The following is a 17129-nucleotide window of genomic DNA, read 5'->3' as shown; positions in this document are numbered from 1 at the left end:
AAGCGTGTATGATTTCACGCTATCAGGATGTGGGCCGCTTATCCAGTACGGCATCGATGAGACCGTACTCCGTTGCCTGAGAGCCGCTCATGAAGTTGTCACGATCGGTGTCGCGGGCAATCGTCTCGATATCCTGCCCGGTGTGATGCGCCAGGATACGGTTCAGCTTGTCGCGGATGCCCAGGATCTCGCGGGTATGGATCTCGATATCGGCCGCCTGCCCCTGATATCCGCCCAGCGGCTGGTGGATCATCATGCGCGAGTGAGGCAGCGAATAGCGCTTGCCTGCTGCGCCGCCGGCCAGCAGCAGCGCGCCCATGCTGGCCGCCTGACCGATGCAGACCGTGGAGACATCAGGCTTGATGAATTGCATGGTATCGTAGATCGCCATCCCGGCCGTCACGGCGCCGCCCGGCGAGTTGATATAGAGGTGGATGTCCTTGTCCGGATTCTCGGACTCGAGGAACAGCAGCTGCGCCACGATCAGGTTGGCCATGTGGTCTTCCACCGGACCCACCAGAAAGATCACCCGCTCCTTCAACAGCCTGGAGTAGATGTCGTAGGCCCGCTCGCCGCGTGCGCTCTGCTCAACCACCATCGGCACCAGGCCGCCGGCGTTACGGGTCTCGAACTCGTTGCTCATCAGTGTGATGTCCTTGCATCCGATGAATGGAAGCGACTGCACCTGCCGGCCACACCCTCGCGGCCGGCAGGTCGAGGGGCGTGACGCCGAATCAGCTCTTGGCCTCTTCCTCGCCTTCCTCATCTGCGCCCTCTTCGGCCTGCTCGCCCTGCTGAGCGGCCGCGAGAGCCTGCTGGTAGCTCATCTCAACGTCCTTGACGGTCGCTTGCTCCAGCAGCTTGTCGACGGCTTTCTCCTCAAGGATAGCCGACTTGACCTGAGTCTTGAGCTGATCGTTGCCCATGTAGTAGTCAACGACCTGCTGCGGCTCCTGGTACTGCTCGGCGAGCTCCTCGACCTTGGCGCGAATCTCATCATCGCTGGCGTCGAGCTCATTGGCCTTGATGACTTCGGCCAGCAGCAGCCCGATCTGAACGCGGCTCTTGGCCTGCTCGGAGAAAAGCTCGTTGGGCAGCTGGGACACGTCGAAGTCCTCGCCCAGGCCGAACTGCTGAGCAGCCTGGCGCTTGAGCGCGTCGGTTTCCTGCTGGACCAGGGACTGCGGCACGGGAATGTCGTTGGCCTTCTTCAGGGCTCCGAGCACCTGCTGCTTGACGCGATTGTCGACGGCCTGCTTGGCCTCGCGCGCCATGTTCTTCTTGACCTCTTCACGGAACTTCTCGACGTTGCCATCCTCGACGCCGAAGCGCTTGATGAACTCTTCGTCGACCTCCGGCAGGGCCTGGCCCTTCACCGCATGCACCTTGACCTTGAAGGTGGCGTCCTGACCCGCCAGATGCTCGGCCTGGTAGTCTTCGGGGAAGGTGACCTTGATCTCTTTCTCTTCACCCGCTTTGGCGCCGACGAGCTGGTCCTCGAAGCCGGGGATGAAGTTGCCGGAGCCCAGCACCAGATCGTGACCTTCGGCGCTGCCGCCTTCGAAAGGCTCGTCACCCAGGTAGCCCTTGAAGTCGATCTTGACCTGGTCGCCCTGCTCGGCGGCACGCTCGACCTCTTCCCACGATGCATTCTGCTTGCGCAGTGTCTCGACCATCTCCTCGAGATCGGCATCGCTGACTTCGACCTGCGGACGCTCGACCTCGGTACCTTCGATCGAGGCCAGCTCGATTTCCGGGTAGACCTCGAGGGAAGCGACGAACTCCAGGTCCTTGCCGCTCTCGTCTACCTTGGGCTCGATGCTCGGGAAACCCGCCGGGTTGAGGTTCTGCTCGGTGATCGCACGGACATAGCGCTCACGCATCAGCTCGCCCACGACCTCGTCGCGCACGCCGCGACCGTAACGCTGGCGCACCACGGACATGGGCACCCGGCCCTTGCGGAAGCCATTGAGACGAATGTTCTTCGCCGTGTCCTTGAGGCGGGCCTCGACGGCCTCGTCGACCTCGGCGGCCGGCACCTGGAATGTGACGCGGCGCTCGATCTGGGAGGTCGTTTCGACGGAAACTTGCATGAATGGTCCTCTACCACTAGGGGCGTTCTTGGGAAGCATGAATGTAAAAGAGAGATTCTAAGAATCCCGCCCTACGCTGGCAAGCATTACACCCATTGGTTGGGGCGCGATGGGCATTTTACAAGGGCGTTTTGAAAGGCATTTCGTCATCGTCCCACGACCAGCGCCCGATTCAGAATCATTCTCGCACGAGCGAATGCCCTGACAGCGCCATGAGCGGTAACGAAACCACAAGACAGGAAAGATAGAGCCAAGAAGTGCCACAGGAAAGCATTACAGAGTTGCAATGGGGTGGATGATGGGGATCGAACCCACGACCACCGGAGCCACAATCCGGGGCTCTACCACTGAGCTACATCCACCATTGCAGAGATGAGGTGCCTCAAGCGTCGAATGGGGTGGATGATGGGGATCGAACCCACGACCACCGGAGCCACAATCCGGGGCTCTACCACTGAGCTACATCCACCATATCGACACTACCGGCGTCAGCAATTCACACCTGACACCAAACACCCTTAAAACCACTCGTACCGGAGACCCGCCGCGGGCAGCAGCTTTGGCACGCCCAGCAGGACTCGAACCTGCAACCTACGGCTTAGAAGGCCGTTGCTCTATCCGGTTGAGCTATGGGCGCATTCTACGTTCCATGGCGTCTGACCGCAACCCTGATTCGTCATTTCCTTAGCGGAAACAAAAGGTTGTGGTCGGGGTGGAGGGATTCGAACCCCCGACATCCTGCTCCCAAAGCAGGCGCGCTACCAGACTGCGCTACACCCCGCCGGCCTTCGCACGGCCCTCGACAGCCAACAACCAGGCCTCGTCGAGCGCTGCGTATTCTACGCGAGAATCTCTCGCGGTCAATAGCCGTCTGACTCAGCGAGGCTTTTGCGCTTTGCCTGGACGGCGCGGCATGCGAAAATCGGCCCCCTTCGAGAACCCACGGTCGGCATTGGCAGCGCCGCTCACTCATTCACCACAGGGGAGAAACGATGACCGCCCAACTCATCGACGGCAAGGCCATAGCCGCTCAGGTCCGCGAACAAGTTGCACGCCAGGTCGAGACGCGCCGCACCGAGGGCAAGCGCATACCGGGCCTCGCCGTGGTTCTGGTGGGCGAAGACCCGGCATCCCACGTCTACGTAAGCAACAAGCATCGTGCCTGCGAGCAGGCCGGCATTCTCTCCTTCAGGCACGCCCTGCCCAGCGACACCAGCCAGCAAAGTCTCGAGCGGCTGATCGACGAGCTCAACGCCGACCCGCGCATCGACGGCATCCTGCTGCAGCTGCCGCTGCCGGCTCACCTCGACGCGCGCCCGATCCTCGAGCGCATCCTGCCGCACAAGGATGTCGATGGCTTCCACCCCTACAACCTGGGTCGTCTGGCGCAGCGTCTGCCGGTACTGCGCCCCTGCACCCCCAAGGGCATCATGACGTTGCTGCAGGCCAGCGGCCTCAAGGTGCGCGGCATGGACGCCACCGTTGTCGGCGCCTCCAACATCGTCGGCCGCCCCATGGCCCTGGAACTCATGCTGGCCGGCTGCACCACTACCGTGTGCCACCGCTTCACGCGCAACCTCGAAGAGCATGTGCGTCGCGCAGAGCTGCTGGTGGTGGCGGTCGGCAAGCCGGGCCTGGTCAAGGGAGAGTGGGTGCGTGACGGCGCCATCGTCATCGACGTGGGCATCAACCGCGAGGAGGATGGCAGGCTGGTCGGCGACGTGGAATTTGCCCCGGCCGCCGAGCGTGCCGCCTGGATCACGCCGGTGCCAGGCGGCGTAGGCCCGATGACCGTCGCCTCGCTGCTGGAGAACACCCTCTACGCCGCGGAGCGCCACGATGCTATGGAGCAGGAACTCGCCACGCTCTGACATGACCTGACAGACGTGTATCGCTCCGCTAGAATACGCCCTCCTTCATACTTTAGTTGGCGGCCCGGCCGCCTCAGCGGAGCAAGCAACTCGAGATGAAACGCATCGGTATCATCGGCGCCATGGCCCAGGAGGTCGACTACCTGGCCTCGCTGCTGGAAGACCGTCGTACTCGCTCCCATGTGGGCTGCACCTTCCATCACGGCAAGCTGCACGGTGTCGACGTGGTGATCCTGCAATCAGGCATCGGCAAGGTCAACGCCGCCATCGGCACGACTCTGCTGCTCGACGTCTACCAGCCCGAAGCGATCATCAACACCGGTTCGGCCGGCGGCTTCGGCGAAGGGCTGGAGATCGGCGACATCGTGGTATCCAGCGAGGTGCGTCATCACGACGTGGACGCCGTGGCGTTCGGCTACGAGCACGGCCAGGTACCGCAGATGCCTGCCGCCTACCTGCCCGACACCCGCCTGGTCACGCTCGCCCGGGAGTGTGTCGAGGAGCTCGGCGAGGTCAAGGTGGTGGAAGGCCTGATTGCTACCGGCGACGTCTTCATGGCTTGTCCGGAGCTGGTCACCAAGACCCGCTCGCGCTTCCCCACCATGCTGGCGGCCGAGATGGAAGCCGCCGCCATCGCCCAGACCTGTCATCTTTACGGCTGCCCGTTCGTGGTCATCCGCGCGGTGTCCGACATTCCCGGTGGCGGCGACAATCACCTCTCGTTCGAGCAGTTCCTGGAGAAAGCCGCCGCCCACTCAGCGCGCATGGTGGAACGCATGGTCCTGCGTCTGGGCAAGACCGAGCCGCAACCCGACATCGAGTTGGCCGCCGGCTAGGCATCCAAACCCCGGCGAACGCCCTGGGGAGGGGCGATGGCCGAAGCCATGCCGCTCACTGCGTACGCAGCCCCCGCCGAGGCCTCAGTGGCTGCACGCCCTGCCCCGGCCCATCAGCCGCTTGATCGCGCTACGCAGCGAGTCGCTCAACGCATGAAAGGCGATTTTCAGGCACATGCTGCGGTTCCTGAATCCCACTACCAGCGCCAGCAGCAGCGAGAGGTCATAGGGTACGCGCACCTTGCGACAAGCGCTCATGTACTGGCCGATGTACTGAAGGGCACGCTTGCGAATATGACGCCGGCAGCTGTGATGCGCGGGGTCGCGGTAAAGCGCCAACAGCGATTCGAGCAGCCCATGCAGGCCTCTCACATGCTTCATGCACTTGGGCATCGTCATGGTGGAGTTGAGGCGGATCCGGCGCCGGAACAGCACGCGGTCGGTCACCACATAACGCTTGGCTGAAAAGATCAGGGGCAAGAAGATCTCCTCATCCTCGTGATAGTCATCCTGGAACTTCAACTTCTCTCCCCACAGCGTGCGTCTGCTCAGGTAGAGACAGGGGCTGCACGAGCCTCCGCCATGCCGTTCGAACGCCGCCAGGAGGTCGGCTGCCCGCGTAAACTCGCCTTCGAAGCCGCGACGGTAGCTGCGGGGCAAATCGAATCCTTCCGCCCCTGCGTCGTGAAAATCAACCCCGGAAAAGAATACGATGTCCGGATAGTCGGTGGATTTGACAAGGGCATGCATGCTCTCGATGAAATCGGGCTCCAGCAGGTCGTCGGCATCGAAGAAGTAGACGTAATCGCCCGAGGCCCTGGTGATCGCCAGGTTGCGGGCCCCGCCCTGCCCCAGGTTGACCGTCGCTATCAACTCGACAGGATAGGGATGAGGAAAGGCGCGCACTCGCTCCCGGGTGTCATCCTCGCTGCCATCGTCAACGATGATGACCTCATCGGGCGGGCAAGTCTGACTGGCAAGACTACCCAGCGCGGCCGCGATATAGGGCGCCACGTTGTAGGCTGGGACGATGATGCTGATGGTCGGCTCACGCATGTCCATGACCGTCACTTGAATTCGTCAAAGGGGAAAGTGGCGCACAACTGCTCAGGTTCACTCAGATACTTCGCTACCCTAGCCTGTGCAGGCAACGCCGCCATGCAATCGTCGGCCTCGGCCCGGCTCCTCAGCGACACGACACCGGTATCGGGAGCGTCCGTTGTACTGTAATAGTCGCGAAACTTGAACTCACCCCCGATCAGGGCATTGGAAAACTGCACCCAACGATTGGGGATTCCGTAACAATCGGCAAGGATCAGCCCATGCAGCGAGGAAGAGACGATCGCATCGCATTCGACAAGGGCATCGATGAACGTCTCGGGCTGCTGCCCCACGTCGATCAACTTGACGTCAGGCAGAGCCGCCATATAGCGGACTACGGGGTTATCTAGATCGACATAGTGGGGCACCAGGCCAATGCGGTACTGCCGATGGCAACGAGCAGGCTGGTAGAACAGCGGCATGACGAGCGCGGGATCGCCCAGCATCGATCTTGATACATCCGCGCCATTGGCAGCCAGCAGACGTTGGGTGAGCCGACCTCTCAGCGCCAGGAAGCGGGCATGCTCGAGAGCCTCTCGCCCTGGCAGCCACTGCGGGTCGATAAGACCACTACCCCACACCAGGCTCCGACTTTTCGCCTGATGCAGGATGCTTCCCACTCCCAGCAGATGCACGACCGAATTCGAGTGAACGCGATAAGCACCCTTACCGGTGAGCCGCCGCACCAGGTAGGGAGTGATCGCATCCCCGACGTTCAGCCGTTTGTCGAAATACACGACCGGGACCCTTTCCCTGGCGAAGGTCAGCAGCAACGTAGACTCGAGCAGGCTCCGAAGTCCCTTGCGAATCTGCTTAGGGGTCGACCTTGTCATCCTGGATCGTTTCTCGTCGCATACCTACCCACGGGCACCCTGCGGCCAAGCCCCAGGTACTCAGATGCAACGTAAGAAGCGATGAGAGAGCACTCCTTGTGCTCAATTCACACCATAGACTAGCCGTAATACCTTTGCCGCAGGAATGCCATCGAACATGATACTCCTAACCCAATGCAGGACGGCCGCCCGAAGGCGGCCGTCTCGTTTCCGGTCGAGCGGTCAGTCGCGCAGTTTCCACGCCAGCGTTTCTCCCGCCTTGAGCGGCACGATGCGTTGACCGTTGGCGTAGGGCAGCGAGTCGGGCAACGTCCACTCCTCCCGCACCAAGGTGATGGTATCGGCATTGCGCGGCAGCCCGTAGAAGTCCGGCCCGAAGTGGCTGGCGAAGCCCTCCAGCCGGTCCAGCGCACCGGCCTGCTCGAAGGCCGTGGCATACAGCTCGATGGCCGCCGGTGCGGTATAGGCGCCAGCACAGCCGCAGGCCGCCTCCTTGTCGCCCTGAGCGTGGGGAGCGCTGTCGGTGCCGAGGAAGAGCTTGCCGCTGCCCGAAGTGGCGGCCGCCAGCAGCGCCTCGCGATGGCGCTCACGCTTGAGGATCGGCAGACAGTAGTAGTGGGGGCGAATGCCGCCTACCAGCATGTGGTTACGGTTGAACAAAAGATGGTGAGCGGTGATGGTCGCAGCCACGTTGGCCGGCGCCTGGGCGACGAACTCGGCGGCATCGCCGGTGGTGATATGCTCGAACACCACCTTGAGATCCGGATGGCGCTCGAGCAGCGGCTTCATCACCCGCTCGATGAACACCGCTTCGCGGTCGAAGATATCGATCTCGGCATCGGTAACTTCACCATGCACCAGCAGCGGCAGGCCAAGGCGCGCCATGGCTCCGATGGCGGCATCGCAATGCGCCAGATCTGTGACACCCGAGTCGGAGTTGGTCGTCGCCCCGGCGGGATAGAGCTTCACCGCATGCACCAGACCGCTCGCCACGGCCCGCTCGATCTCATCCGCCGGGGTATTGTCGGTGAGGTAGAGCGTCATCAGTGGCTCAAAGGAGGAACCCGCAGGGCGAGCCGCCAGGATGCGCTCGCGATAGCCTTGCGCCTGCTCGGTGGTGGTGACCGGCGGCTTGAGGTTGGGCATGATGATCGCCCGCCCCATCTGACGCGCAGTGGCGGGTACCACGGCCGCCAGCGCCTCGCCGTCGCGTAGGTGAAGATGCCAGTCATCGGGTCGGGTCAGGGTAATAGCGGTCACGGGGCGTCCTGTCGTTCAACATGAGTGTCGATAGCAGAGTATACCGGAAGGCCCGACCAAAATGGCGTACCACCCGCCCCCTGGAGCGAGCGAGAAAATCGCTTTCACGGCAGCAACAGACGCCGTTTTGCCGTATCATCGACGCCGTTTTTGCCGTGAGAGTCGCTGCCAATGCCTCGGGTTCGCCATTACGCCGATATCGTCGCCATTCTGGCCGGTCTGATGTGGATCGTGTTCTTCTGGTCGATCAGCATCTCGGCGCGAATCGGGAGTGTCGAGCCGACGCTTGCCGCCCTGCTCGCCCTCGGCGCCATGATTTTGGTCAGCTCCGTACACCGTCCGTTTCGCGTCCACCTGAGCCGCTACCACGTGCGCAAGCGCCGTACCGAGATGTGGATGCACATCCTGGCCTTGCCCATGGCCCTGGCGCTGCTCTTCGGCGTCTTCATCGAGAACATGCTCGCCCCCATGAGTGGCGAGCAGAAGATGCTGCTGTTCAACGTACTCGCCACCGCCGGCTGGGTGGTCTACGTCATGACTCTGGTGATCAAGTTCGTGCACCATCTGTTCCGCCAGCGACGCAATCGGGCCAGGCCGTAGGCGCCCGCCCCAACCACCAGAACCCAAGAGCCCCCAGAACCCCCAGAACCCCCAGAACCAGGCTCAAAAACGGTCGGCACGAAAGGGCGCCATATCCACTGCTGTCGGCTCCCCTTCCATCATCTCGCTCAGCACACGCCCCGTGGCCGGTCCCATGGTGAAACCCTGGTGCCCATGGCCGAAAGCAAACCACAGCCCGGCATGGCGCGGCGCCGGCCCGATGACAGGCTTCATGTCCGGCAGACAGGGACGCGCGCCCTTCCACGGCTCAGCCTCCAGCCGCCCACCCAAGCCGGGGAAGAGCTCACGTGCCCGACGTTCGGCCGCGGCCAACTGATCGTGAGATGGGGGTGCATCCAGCGGAGCCAGTTCCGCGCCGGTGGTCAGCCGAATGCCGGCCCGCATGGGCGCCAGGATGTAGCCGATGTCGGCATCGGCCAGCCAGTGATTGATGCGCTGCCCCTTCGCCGCATCGTAGTGCATGTGATAGCCGCGCTTGACGAAGGTCGGCAGGCGGTAGCCGAGATCTCTGAGCCAGTTTCCGGCCCAGGGGCCCAGGGCCACCACGATGTCGCGGGCTTCGAGATCGCCCTGGTCGGTGTCGACGTGCCAACCGGACCCCGCCTGACGCATACCCTTCACTTCCGCTTGCAGAAACTCTCCGCCCAGTTGCTCGAAGCTGTGGGCGTAGGCGGCCACCAGGCCACCTGGATCGGCCACGCTCCAGGAGTTCGTCCAGTGAATCGCCCCGGCCAGCCCACCCCCGAGGCCGGGCTCCTTCAGCGCCAGACCCTGTCCATTGAGAAAATCATGGGTCACGCCGAAACGCCGGGCGGCGTCCTCGGCCTCAAGCGCCCGACGCTCGAGCTCCGCCTGGTTGCGGTGCACCTCGAGCCAGCCCTCCTTGCCGATCAGCTCTCCCGCACCGGCGGCTTCGATCATCGGTGCGTGCTCCTGGGTCGACAATGCGATCAGTGAAGCGTACTCGGGAATGATGCGCGCATAGCGACGGGGCGACGAGCAACGCCAGTAGTCGAACAGCGGCCGCGCGAACTGCAGCATCCCGCTCCAGCGATAGCGAATGTCGACCCGCCGATTGGGCAGCGAGCTCAACAGTTTGCTCAGCTCGCGGGGAAAGGTGTAAGGGCGCACCGCCTCGCGCTGGATCAGACCGCCGTTGCCATACGAGGTCTCGCGGCCGGGCGGGAGACGATCCACCAGCAGCACCGAACGCCCACGACGGGCGAGGTGCCAGGCGATGGAAACACCGACCATGCCGGCTCCCAGAACGACGGTTTCACGAGACATGCCACTCCTCCACGATGCGCTACACAACCGGCCGCCTGCCGGAACGAGCGCACCAGTCTACCAGCACGTCGCGGAGCATGGCGGGCCAGCGCCTCGCTTGCCGGCCTGGATCATGCCTGCTGGCCGGTCTGGATCAAGAAAGTCGCACCTTGCTATTGCGCCTTGCCTTGAACCTGCAGCTTGGTACGGATGAAGTCGGAGTGGCTGACATGAAGCAAATCGGCCAGACGCCGGATACGGTGCTCCTCGAGAGCGTTGTGATTGGCGTCGGCATTGGCCAGCACCCACATCATGCGCACCAGCTCGCGACGCTGGTCGTAGTCGTAGTGCTGCTTGATCAGGCTGACGAACTGATAGTGGTCGACGGAGTTTTCCACTTCGTCGCGGGCCATTTCCATCAACTCCTCGACCGCAGCGCCGGAAAGCTGGAAATGCGATATGAGCAGCTCACGCAGCGCCGCGAGCTGGGTCTCGTCGGTGTGGTAGTCGGCGCGCATCACCTCACACAGCAGTGCGGCGGTGGCACGCTCCAGGGTCGGAGCGGGGTCGTCCGAGCGCTCGGGCTCGGCCAGGGTTTGCTGGAAGAAGCGCTGAATGGTGTCGAGCATGGCGGATCCCCTGCGATGGTATCGCTTCAGACCGACGACAGCCCCGGGCGTTCCGTCCGAGGCCGCCGTCGCCTTCAATAGCCCATCGTGCGCGGCAGCCAGGTCGTCAGCGTCGGTACGGCGATCAGGATGAAGATCGTCAGCAGGATCGGGATCAGGAACGGCAGGATCGAGATGACGATCTGCGCATAGCGCAGCCGGGTGATGCCCACCATCAGGAACAGCACCGTGCCGAAAGGCGGCGTGATGACCCCCACCGACAGGGTGATGACCATGACGATGCCAAAGTGAATCGGATCGAGCCCGGCAGCCAAAGCAGCCGGCACCACGATCGGCGTGAAGATCAGGATGCTCTCGATCACCGACATGAAGCAGCCGATCAACAGGAAGAACAGCGCGAAGGCCAGCAGCAGCAGGATCGTCGGCATATCGATGGCGGCGACCTGACCGGCCAGCGCCTGGGGAATGCCGATGCGCACCAGGATCCAGCCGTAGAAGCTCGACACGGCGATGATCAGCAGGATCGCGGCGCTGAACATCAGCGTGCGGCGGAAAGCCTGGAACAGATCGCGCACGGAGAGATCGCGATAGACCAACCCGCCGAGGATGAGCGCATAGACCGAGGCCACCGCCCCCGCCTCGGTGGGCGTGAACAGTCCGGTCCAGATCCCGCCGACGATGATGGCCGGCATGAACAGCGGCAGCACCGCCCGCCTGCCGGTACGAAGCACCTCCCCGCCATCGAAGGGCACCGGCGGCGGCATCGACACGCGCCTGCCCGCTGCCAGCACCACGGTCATGCCCATGAACAGCAGCGCCATGAGAATACCGGGCACCAACCCCGCCATGAACAGCGCACCGATACTGACGTTGGCCAGCCAACCATAGACCACCAGCGCGATGCTCGGCGGCAGAATTGGCCCGATGACGCTCGAGGCGGCAGTGATGCCGGCCGAGTAGCCGAGGTCGTAGCCGCGCTCCTTCATGGCCTTGATCTCGATGCTGCCGAGACCCGCGGCGTCGGCCACCGCAGTGCCGGACATGGTGGCGAAGATCGAACTGGCCACCACATTGGCATGCCCCAGGCCGCCCTTGGTGAAGCCCACCAGCGCGGTGGCGAAATCGAAGATCCGCGTGGTGGTCGAACCCGTGTTCATGATGTTGGCAGCCAGAATGAACAGCGGAATGGCCAGCAGGGTGAAATTGTTGAGCGTCTGCACCATGCGCAGCGACATCAGCTCCACCGGCAGACCGCCGGTGCCGGTCACCGCCAGGGCGATGAAGGAGGTGATGCCGATCGCCACCACCACCGGCAAGCCGATGGCCATGAGCAGCAGCAGACCGCCGACGAATACCATCAGTTCCTGCATCAGTTCGTCTCCCGCTCGGCCTGCAGCTCAGTCTGCAGTTCGGCCTGCCAGGCCACCGGCCCGCGCAACGTCTGCCACAGCGCCAGCACGGCCATGCCGGCAAAGGCGATGAAGATGCCGTAATAGAGGTAGCTGAAGCTGATCCCCAGCGACACGGTGCGATTGTTGGCGCTGGCCACCGACATCGTCAGCGCCCCGTAAGCCGCCAACGCAAAGAACCCGCACGACAGCAGCGCCACCAGGCGATACTGCAGCGCGCGGGCCAGGTCACCGAGGCGATGGCTGAACAGATCCACCACCAGATGCTCGAAGCGCACCCAGGCAGACAGCGAGCCGAAGGCGATCGCATAGATGGCCAGCATCGTGGCGACCTCTTCGGTCCAGGGCATCCCCAGGCCGATGAGGTCCCGGGCGATGACGGCCGCCACGATCAGCAGCAGCACCCCGGCCAGCATCATAACGCCGAGAAAGTCACAGATCAGCGTGACGCCTCTGAGCAGATAGAAGGCCACCCGGTCCAGGGCGCCCCGGGGCGGCGTTGATGAAAACGTCAAGACAGCGATCCTCCAGACGGAAAACATCAGCGGCGTCCCGAAGGCCGCCGCTGAGACTCACTTGGCGTGCATGGCAATCAGTCGTTGCCGTTCCCGCCCGTGGCATCCTCCAGCACGCCGTCGGCCATGTCGGCCATGACACGCTCGATGGACGGCATGGCAGCCTCGCGGAAGGCTTCGATATCCGGCTCGACGATGGTCATGCCGGCCTTCTCCAGCTCTTCGAGGTAGTACTCGTCCAGCTCCCGCTCCACCTCGGTGCCGTGCTGGCGTGCGACATCGATGGCTTCGCTGATGAGCGCCTGATCCTCTTCATCGAGGCCGTTCCACCAGCGCGAACTGGCCACCCAGTTCCATGGGAACTGGACGTGGCTGGTGAGGATGATGTGGTCCTGCACTTCCCACAGCCGGCGGGTATAGGGGGAGGACAGAGAGTTCTCGTGGCCGTCCACCTGGCGGGTCTGCATGGCCAGATAGATCTCGGGCGCCGGCACGTTGACCACCTGGGCGCCGATGCCCTCCCAGACCTGCAGCCAGACCGGCAGCGACGGCAGACGCAGACGGAAGCCCTGTAGGTCTTCGGGGGTGTGGATCGCCTTGTTAGCGGTCATGTGACGTGGGCCGCGATGCTGGGTACCGAAGTACTTGAGGCCGCCTTTCTCTTCGGCGATCTCCACCAGGCGCTGGCCGGAGGGGCTCTCCATGTAGGCGTCGACCTCCTCCCAGGTGGAGAAGAGGAACGGCACGGTAATGGCGTCGTACTCCGGCGCATACTGCTGACGCCAGTTGCCGCCGGTGATGGAGATCTGGGTCTGCCCCAGGTTGAGCAGCTCGAGGACCCCATCCTCACTGCCCAGCGAACCGGCGAGGAAAGGCCGAACGTTGAAGCGGCCCGGCGCCTGCTCTTCGAGGTATTCGGCGAAGCGCTCCACGGCGGCGCTCTCGGAGCCGCCCTCGCTCATGGTGTTGTTGACCTGGATTTCGATGGTGCTGGCGAGTGCGAGCGGGGCGCTCAGCATGCCGAGCGTGGCCAGCGTGGCAAGCAAGGACTTGCGCATTAGGGTGCTCTCCTGATCGTTATCGTTATGTTGGTTATCGTGTGACGATGTCCTGATCTTGAAACATGCTTTCGCTGCGCTCAAATCGGCTTTGATGAAGGGAGGCTTCGCGTATCGCGATGCCTCTGGAACGCCCGCCCAGCGGCATTTTCTGGCTGCATCACGGATAAAGTGCTACCAATGGCTAATATCATGCAGCGCCAGGCAACATCTCAATGGAAGTATCGCCATCGGAGCATTCACCATGCACGAAACCACGCCCATCGCTTTCATCACCGGCGCCACCTCGGGTATCGGCCGGGCCTGCGCCGAGGCCTTCGCCAATGCCGGCTGGGGGCTCGTCCTCACCGGCCGCCGGCAGGAGCGCCTCGACGCCCTGCAGCAGCGTCTCGGCCAGGTACCGGTCCATACCGCCGCGCTGGACGTCACCGACCGCGATGCCGTTCGGCATGTCGTCGACTCGCTTCCACCGCCCTTCGACCGCCCCAGGGTGCTGCTCAACAACGCCGGTGTGGCACTGGGCAAGGGGCCCTCTCAGGAGGCCGACCTCGACGACTGGCACGCCATGATCGAGACCAACATCAAGGGCCTGGTCACGGTCACCCGGCTGCTGTTGCCGCGGCTGGTGGCCCACGGCGAGGGAGCGACCGTCATCAACATCGGCTCCATCGCCGCTCACACCCCCTACCCCGGCGGCCACGTCTATGGCGCCTCCAAGGCCTTCGTCGAGCAGTTCAGCTACAACCTGCGCTGCGACGTCAGTGCCGCCGGCGTGCGCGTCACCGATCTGGCGCCGGGCATGACCATGAGCGAGTTCACCGAGGTGCGCATGAAGGGAGACCGCGACGCCGCCCAGCGCTACTACGCCGGCACCCAAGCGCTGCAACCGGCAGACGTGGCCGCCCAGGCGCTGCACATCGCGGAACTGCCGCCCCACGTGAACATCACCCGGCTCGAGGTCACGCCGCTGTGCCAGCAGTGGTCGCCGTTCACCATTCTGCGCGAGTGACTCAGGACGACTCGCCGATGCCCTGCACCACGTAATCCCGTGCCACGCCGATGTGGTAGTCGATGGCCTCGCGGCAGCGCTGCGGGTCGCCGCTGGCCAGCGCATCGAGCAATTGCCAGTGACAGGTGGCGATGGTGTCGGGTTCGGCATGGGTCTTGCCGATCAAGGCGATGCAGAGACGCAGCTCGTGGGTGATGTCGTCGAACACCTTGAGCAGCCGTCGATTGCCCGAGAAGTCGATCAGCATGCGATGGAAGACCAGATCCTCCTCGATCTTGCGGCTATCGCTGTCATGCAGCGCCACCTCGCACATCAGCTCGACCTGACGCCGCAGCGCCTGCTCCTTCTGAGCATCGTAGTTATCGACCAGACGCGCCATCGCATGCCGCTCGAGGCAGAGGCGAAGGTCGAAGACATCGATCAGCTCGCTGGCATCCAGCGCTCGCACGAAGAATCCGCGACGAGGCTGGGAGACCAGCAGCCCTCGGCTCTCAAGCAGGCGGGCCGCTTCACGCACTGGGGCTCGGCTCACCCCCAGGTCACGCGCCAATTGGACTTCCGAAAGTCGCTCACCGGGCGCATAACGCTGACTGATGATGGCCTTGGTCAAGTAGTCGGCCACCTGCTCCACCAGATTGCGCTGCTGGATGACCCCGTTACCGAAAGCACTCGAAGACGTCATGCGCCGTGGCTCTTGTCGCTTTTGTGGCAACAGTAGAACGATTGACACGCTCTGTCGACCGTCGATTGCCGACTGTCGACAGTTTGAAAAGGCGCTGCTATGGTCAAAGCTGATAGTCGGTACCTATCAAGGCAAGACACAACAAACGCCGAGACAACAAGAAGGAATCCGATGATGAAAATGACGCCTTTGGCAGCAACCATCGCCGCCCTGGCCTTCACCTCTACTTTTGCCGTTGCCGATGAGCCCCGTTCCGGGGGCACCATCAACACCATCATCCAGCCTGAGCCACCCGGCCTGGTGCTCGGCATGATCCAGAACGACCCCACCCGCAAGGTCGCCGGCAACATCTACGAAGGGCTGCTGCGCTACACCACCGACCTGGAACCGCAACCTCAGCTGGCCGAATCCTGGGAAGTGAGCGACGACGGTCTGGTCTATACCTTCCGCCTGCGCGAGGGTGTACTGTGGCACGATGGCGAACCCTTCACCGCCGCTGACGTGGTGTTCTCCGCCGATGAGTTCCACCGCGAGCTGAACCCCAGCGCCCGCGCCGTGCTGCAGCACGTGGAAAGCATCGAGGCAGAGGACGATCACACTGTGGTCTTCACCCTCTCCGAGCCGTTCGGGCCGTTCCTGCTCTCCTTCGAGGCCGGCACCTTCACCATGGTGCCCAAGCACCTTTACGAGGGTACCGACTTCCGCGACAACGAGCACAACAGCCATCCCATCGGTACCGGCCCGTTCAAGTTCCACAACTGGGACCGCGGCACCGTCATCGAGCTGGTGCGCTTCGACGACTACTACGAGGAAGACCTGCCCTACCTGGACGGCATCAACTGGCACGTCATCCCGGATGGCGCCTCCCGCGCCGTGGCCTACGAGAACGGCACCGTCGACGTGCTGCCCAACGGCACCGTGGAGAACTTCGACATCCCGCGCCTGACCGCCATGGACAACACCTGCGTGACGGAGGAGGGCCACGAGTACTTCAGCCCCTTCGCCATGCTGTGGATGAACAACCGCGAAGGCCCGACGGCGGACAAGCGCTTCCGCCAGGCGGTGATGTACGCCATGGACCGCGAGTTCGCCCGCGACGTGCTGTGGAACGGCCTCGGCGAGGTGCCGCTCTCCTCCTTCGGCTCCAACGCGCGCTTCCGCCACGACGGGCTCGCCCCCTACGACCACGACCCGGATCGTGCCCGCGAGCTGCTCGAGGAGATGGGCTACGACAACGAGGAAGTGCGCCTGCTGCCGCTGCCCTACGGCGAGACCTGGACCCGCTGGGCCGAGGCCGTGCAGCAGAACCTGCGCGAGGTGGGCATCAACGTACGTACCCAGTCCACCGACGTGGGCGGCTGGAACCAGCGCCTCTCCGAGTGGGACTACGACCTCGCCTTCACCTTCCTCTTCCAGTACGGCGACCCGGCCCTGGGCATCACCCGCTCCTACCTCTCCGACAACATCGAGCGCGGCTCGCCGTGGAACAACGTCGGCGGCTATGAGAACGAGCGGGTCGATGAGCTGTTCAACGAGGCCGCCACGGCGTTCCCCGACGAGGAGCGTGAAGCCCTCTATCACGAGGCCCAGGAGATCATTCACGAGGACGTGCCGGTGGGCTGGCTACTGGAGCTCGGCTTCCCGACCATCTACCGCTGCGACGTCCAAAACCTGGTTACTTCCGGCGTGGGGGTCAACGACGGCTTCAGGGACGCCTGGCTCGACCGTTGAGTCGAATCTCGTCTTGAGGGGGCGGCACGGCCGCCCCCGTTTAAGAGGAGCAAATTGCCGAGCGAGATGAAGCGCAATGCGCACGGAACACAGTACCGAGCGAAGCGACAAACAGCCGTAGGCTGGCCCCGAAGGGGCGAGAAGCCGCAGGCTTCGAGTCAACCGGAGCATATGGGTTATATGTGAGGATCCGCCGGTCCGACGCTTCGGTACCG

16 protein-coding genes and 4 tRNA genes are annotated in these 17129 nt (G+C 63.5%); 5 read left to right on the top strand and 15 right to left on the bottom strand.

Annotated features, from left to right (window positions below; translation table 11 throughout):
- Nucleotides 1-22: 22 nt before the first annotated feature.
- The 6 genes from clpP to HOP53_RS03650 all read right to left on the bottom strand — a co-directional run bounded on the left by clpP (nt 23) and on the right by HOP53_RS03650 (nt 2874).
- Complete coding sequence (gene clpP, locus HOP53_RS03675) at nt 23-643, bottom strand: ATP-dependent Clp endopeptidase proteolytic subunit ClpP (RefSeq protein WP_234268735.1); 621 nt, start codon at nt 641-643, stop codon at nt 23-25.
- Between the two features lie 91 nt (nt 644-734).
- Nucleotides 735-2093 (bottom strand): trigger factor, encoded by a 1359-nt coding sequence (gene tig, locus HOP53_RS03670; RefSeq protein WP_234268734.1) that lies wholly within the window; start codon nt 2091-2093, stop codon nt 735-737.
- A gap of 287 nt (nt 2094-2380) precedes the next feature.
- Nucleotides 2381-2455, bottom strand: a tRNA-His gene (locus HOP53_RS03665).
- Nucleotides 2456-2487: 32 nt separating this feature from the next.
- Nucleotides 2488-2562 (bottom strand) — tRNA-His (locus tag HOP53_RS03660).
- 91 nt (nt 2563-2653) lie between these two features.
- Nucleotides 2654-2730, bottom strand: a tRNA-Arg gene (locus HOP53_RS03655).
- A 67-nt stretch (nt 2731-2797) separates the two neighbouring features.
- Nucleotides 2798-2874, bottom strand: a tRNA-Pro gene (locus HOP53_RS03650).
- A 211-nt stretch (nt 2875-3085) separates the two neighbouring features.
- On the opposite strand from HOP53_RS03650, the gene folD reads away from it, so the two are divergent.
- Both folD and mtnN read left to right on the top strand, forming a co-directional pair.
- Entirely contained in the window at nt 3086-3964 is an 879-nt protein-coding gene (gene folD / locus HOP53_RS03645; RefSeq protein ID WP_234268733.1) for a bifunctional methylenetetrahydrofolate dehydrogenase/methenyltetrahydrofolate cyclohydrolase FolD, read from the top strand.
- Between the two features lie 95 nt (nt 3965-4059).
- The gene (gene mtnN, locus HOP53_RS03640) at nt 4060-4800 is read left to right on the top strand and encodes a 5'-methylthioadenosine/S-adenosylhomocysteine nucleosidase (protein ID WP_234268732.1); all 741 of its coding nucleotides are present in this window, start codon (nt 4060-4062) and stop codon (nt 4798-4800) included.
- A gap of 84 nt (nt 4801-4884) precedes the next feature.
- Here the strand turns inward: mtnN and HOP53_RS03635 are convergent, their stop codons facing one another.
- From HOP53_RS03635 to pyrC, 3 genes are all read right to left on the bottom strand, one after another.
- Complete coding sequence (locus tag HOP53_RS03635) at nt 4885-5862, bottom strand: glycosyltransferase family 2 protein (protein WP_234268731.1); 978 nt, start codon at nt 5860-5862, stop codon at nt 4885-4887.
- Nucleotides 5863-5867: 5 nt separating this feature from the next.
- Nucleotides 5868-6674, bottom strand: a complete 807-nt coding sequence (locus HOP53_RS03630) for a polysaccharide pyruvyl transferase family protein (RefSeq protein ID WP_234268730.1) — start codon at nt 6672-6674, stop codon at nt 5868-5870.
- 282 nt (nt 6675-6956) lie between these two features.
- Nucleotides 6957-7994, bottom strand: a complete 1038-nt coding sequence (gene pyrC, locus HOP53_RS03625; RefSeq protein ID WP_234268729.1) for a dihydroorotase — start codon at nt 7992-7994, stop codon at nt 6957-6959.
- Nucleotides 7995-8165: 171 nt separating this feature from the next.
- Between pyrC and HOP53_RS03620 the strand changes: the two genes are divergently transcribed.
- A complete protein-coding gene (locus HOP53_RS03620) occupies nt 8166-8594 on the top strand; it encodes a hypothetical protein (protein ID WP_234268728.1) in 429 nt (142 codons plus the stop codon).
- 63 nt (nt 8595-8657) lie between these two features.
- Here the strand turns inward: HOP53_RS03620 and HOP53_RS03615 are convergent, their stop codons facing one another.
- The 5 genes from HOP53_RS03615 to HOP53_RS03595 form a co-directional block, all read right to left on the bottom strand.
- The gene (locus tag HOP53_RS03615) at nt 8658-9902 is read right to left on the bottom strand and encodes an NAD(P)/FAD-dependent oxidoreductase (protein ID WP_234268727.1); all 1245 of its coding nucleotides are present in this window, start codon (nt 9900-9902) and stop codon (nt 8658-8660) included.
- 152 nt (nt 9903-10054) lie between these two features.
- The gene (locus HOP53_RS03610) at nt 10055-10510 is read right to left on the bottom strand and encodes a tellurite resistance TerB family protein (protein ID WP_010628469.1); all 456 of its coding nucleotides are present in this window, start codon (nt 10508-10510) and stop codon (nt 10055-10057) included.
- A 74-nt stretch (nt 10511-10584) separates the two neighbouring features.
- Nucleotides 10585-11880, bottom strand: coding sequence for a TRAP transporter large permease (locus tag HOP53_RS03605; RefSeq protein WP_234268726.1), 1296 nt, complete (start codon nt 11878-11880; stop codon nt 10585-10587).
- Nucleotides 11880-12434 carry a TRAP transporter small permease gene (locus tag HOP53_RS03600; protein WP_234268725.1) on the bottom strand — a complete coding sequence of 185 codons (555 nt, stop codon included), beginning with the start codon at nt 12432-12434 and terminating at the stop codon, nt 11880-11882. The genes HOP53_RS03605 and HOP53_RS03600 overlap by 1 nt, the downstream gene beginning before the upstream one ends.
- A 77-nt stretch (nt 12435-12511) precedes the next feature.
- Entirely contained in the window at nt 12512-13492 is a 981-nt protein-coding gene (locus HOP53_RS03595; RefSeq protein ID WP_234268724.1) for a TRAP transporter substrate-binding protein, read from the bottom strand.
- A gap of 244 nt (nt 13493-13736) precedes the next feature.
- Here HOP53_RS03595 and HOP53_RS03590 point away from each other — a divergent pair, with 244 nt between their 5' ends.
- A complete protein-coding gene (locus tag HOP53_RS03590) occupies nt 13737-14501 on the top strand; it encodes an SDR family NAD(P)-dependent oxidoreductase (protein WP_086509711.1) in 765 nt (254 codons plus the stop codon).
- A 1-nt stretch (nt 14502) separates the two neighbouring features.
- Here the strand turns inward: HOP53_RS03590 and HOP53_RS03585 are convergent, their stop codons facing one another.
- A complete protein-coding gene (locus HOP53_RS03585; RefSeq protein ID WP_234268723.1) occupies nt 14503-15183 on the bottom strand; it encodes a GntR family transcriptional regulator in 681 nt (226 codons plus the stop codon).
- A gap of 174 nt (nt 15184-15357) precedes the next feature.
- Here HOP53_RS03585 and HOP53_RS03580 point away from each other — a divergent pair, with 174 nt between their 5' ends.
- Nucleotides 15358-16914 (top strand): ABC transporter substrate-binding protein, encoded by a 1557-nt coding sequence (locus tag HOP53_RS03580; protein ID WP_234268722.1) that lies wholly within the window; start codon nt 15358-15360, stop codon nt 16912-16914.
- The last annotated feature ends 215 nt before the right edge of the window (nt 16915-17129 follow it).

The sequence above is a fragment of the Billgrantia ethanolica genome (assembly GCF_021404305.1).
Classification (GTDB): Bacteria; Pseudomonadota; Gammaproteobacteria; order Pseudomonadales; family Halomonadaceae; genus Halomonas; species Halomonas ethanolica.
The sequence above is the reverse complement of the archived record's forward strand: the minus strand, read 5'-3'. Positions and strand labels throughout refer to the sequence as shown.

What these genes read in the sequence shown, in the direction of transcription:
- clpP (WP_234268735.1), bottom strand. Translation starts at nt 643, where the DNA reads ATGAGCAACGAGTTCGAGACCCGTAACGCCGGCGGCCTGGTGCCGATG.
- tig (WP_234268734.1), bottom strand. Translation starts at nt 2,093, where the DNA reads ATGCAAGTTTCCGTCGAAACGACCTCCCAGATCGAGCGCCGCGTCACA.
- folD (WP_234268733.1), top strand. Translation starts at nt 3,086, where the DNA reads ATGACCGCCCAACTCATCGACGGCAAGGCCATAGCCGCTCAGGTCCGC.
- mtnN (WP_234268732.1), top strand. Translation starts at nt 4,060, where the DNA reads ATGAAACGCATCGGTATCATCGGCGCCATGGCCCAGGAGGTCGACTAC.
- HOP53_RS03635 (WP_234268731.1), bottom strand. Translation starts at nt 5,862, where the DNA reads ATGGACATGCGTGAGCCGACCATCAGCATCATCGTCCCAGCCTACAAC.
- HOP53_RS03620 (WP_234268728.1), top strand. Translation starts at nt 8,166, where the DNA reads ATGCCTCGGGTTCGCCATTACGCCGATATCGTCGCCATTCTGGCCGGT.
- HOP53_RS03615 (WP_234268727.1), bottom strand. Translation starts at nt 9,902, where the DNA reads ATGTCTCGTGAAACCGTCGTTCTGGGAGCCGGCATGGTCGGTGTTTCC.
- HOP53_RS03610 (WP_010628469.1), bottom strand. Translation starts at nt 10,510, where the DNA reads ATGCTCGACACCATTCAGCGCTTCTTCCAGCAAACCCTGGCCGAGCCC.
- HOP53_RS03605 (WP_234268726.1), bottom strand. Translation starts at nt 11,880, where the DNA reads ATGCAGGAACTGATGGTATTCGTCGGCGGTCTGCTGCTGCTCATGGCC.
- HOP53_RS03595 (WP_234268724.1), bottom strand. Translation starts at nt 13,492, where the DNA reads ATGCGCAAGTCCTTGCTTGCCACGCTGGCCACGCTCGGCATGCTGAGC.
- HOP53_RS03590 (WP_086509711.1), top strand. Translation starts at nt 13,737, where the DNA reads ATGCACGAAACCACGCCCATCGCTTTCATCACCGGCGCCACCTCGGGT.
- HOP53_RS03585 (WP_234268723.1), bottom strand. Translation starts at nt 15,183, where the DNA reads ATGACGTCTTCGAGTGCTTTCGGTAACGGGGTCATCCAGCAGCGCAAT.
- HOP53_RS03580 (WP_234268722.1), top strand. Translation starts at nt 15,358, where the DNA reads ATGAAAATGACGCCTTTGGCAGCAACCATCGCCGCCCTGGCCTTCACC.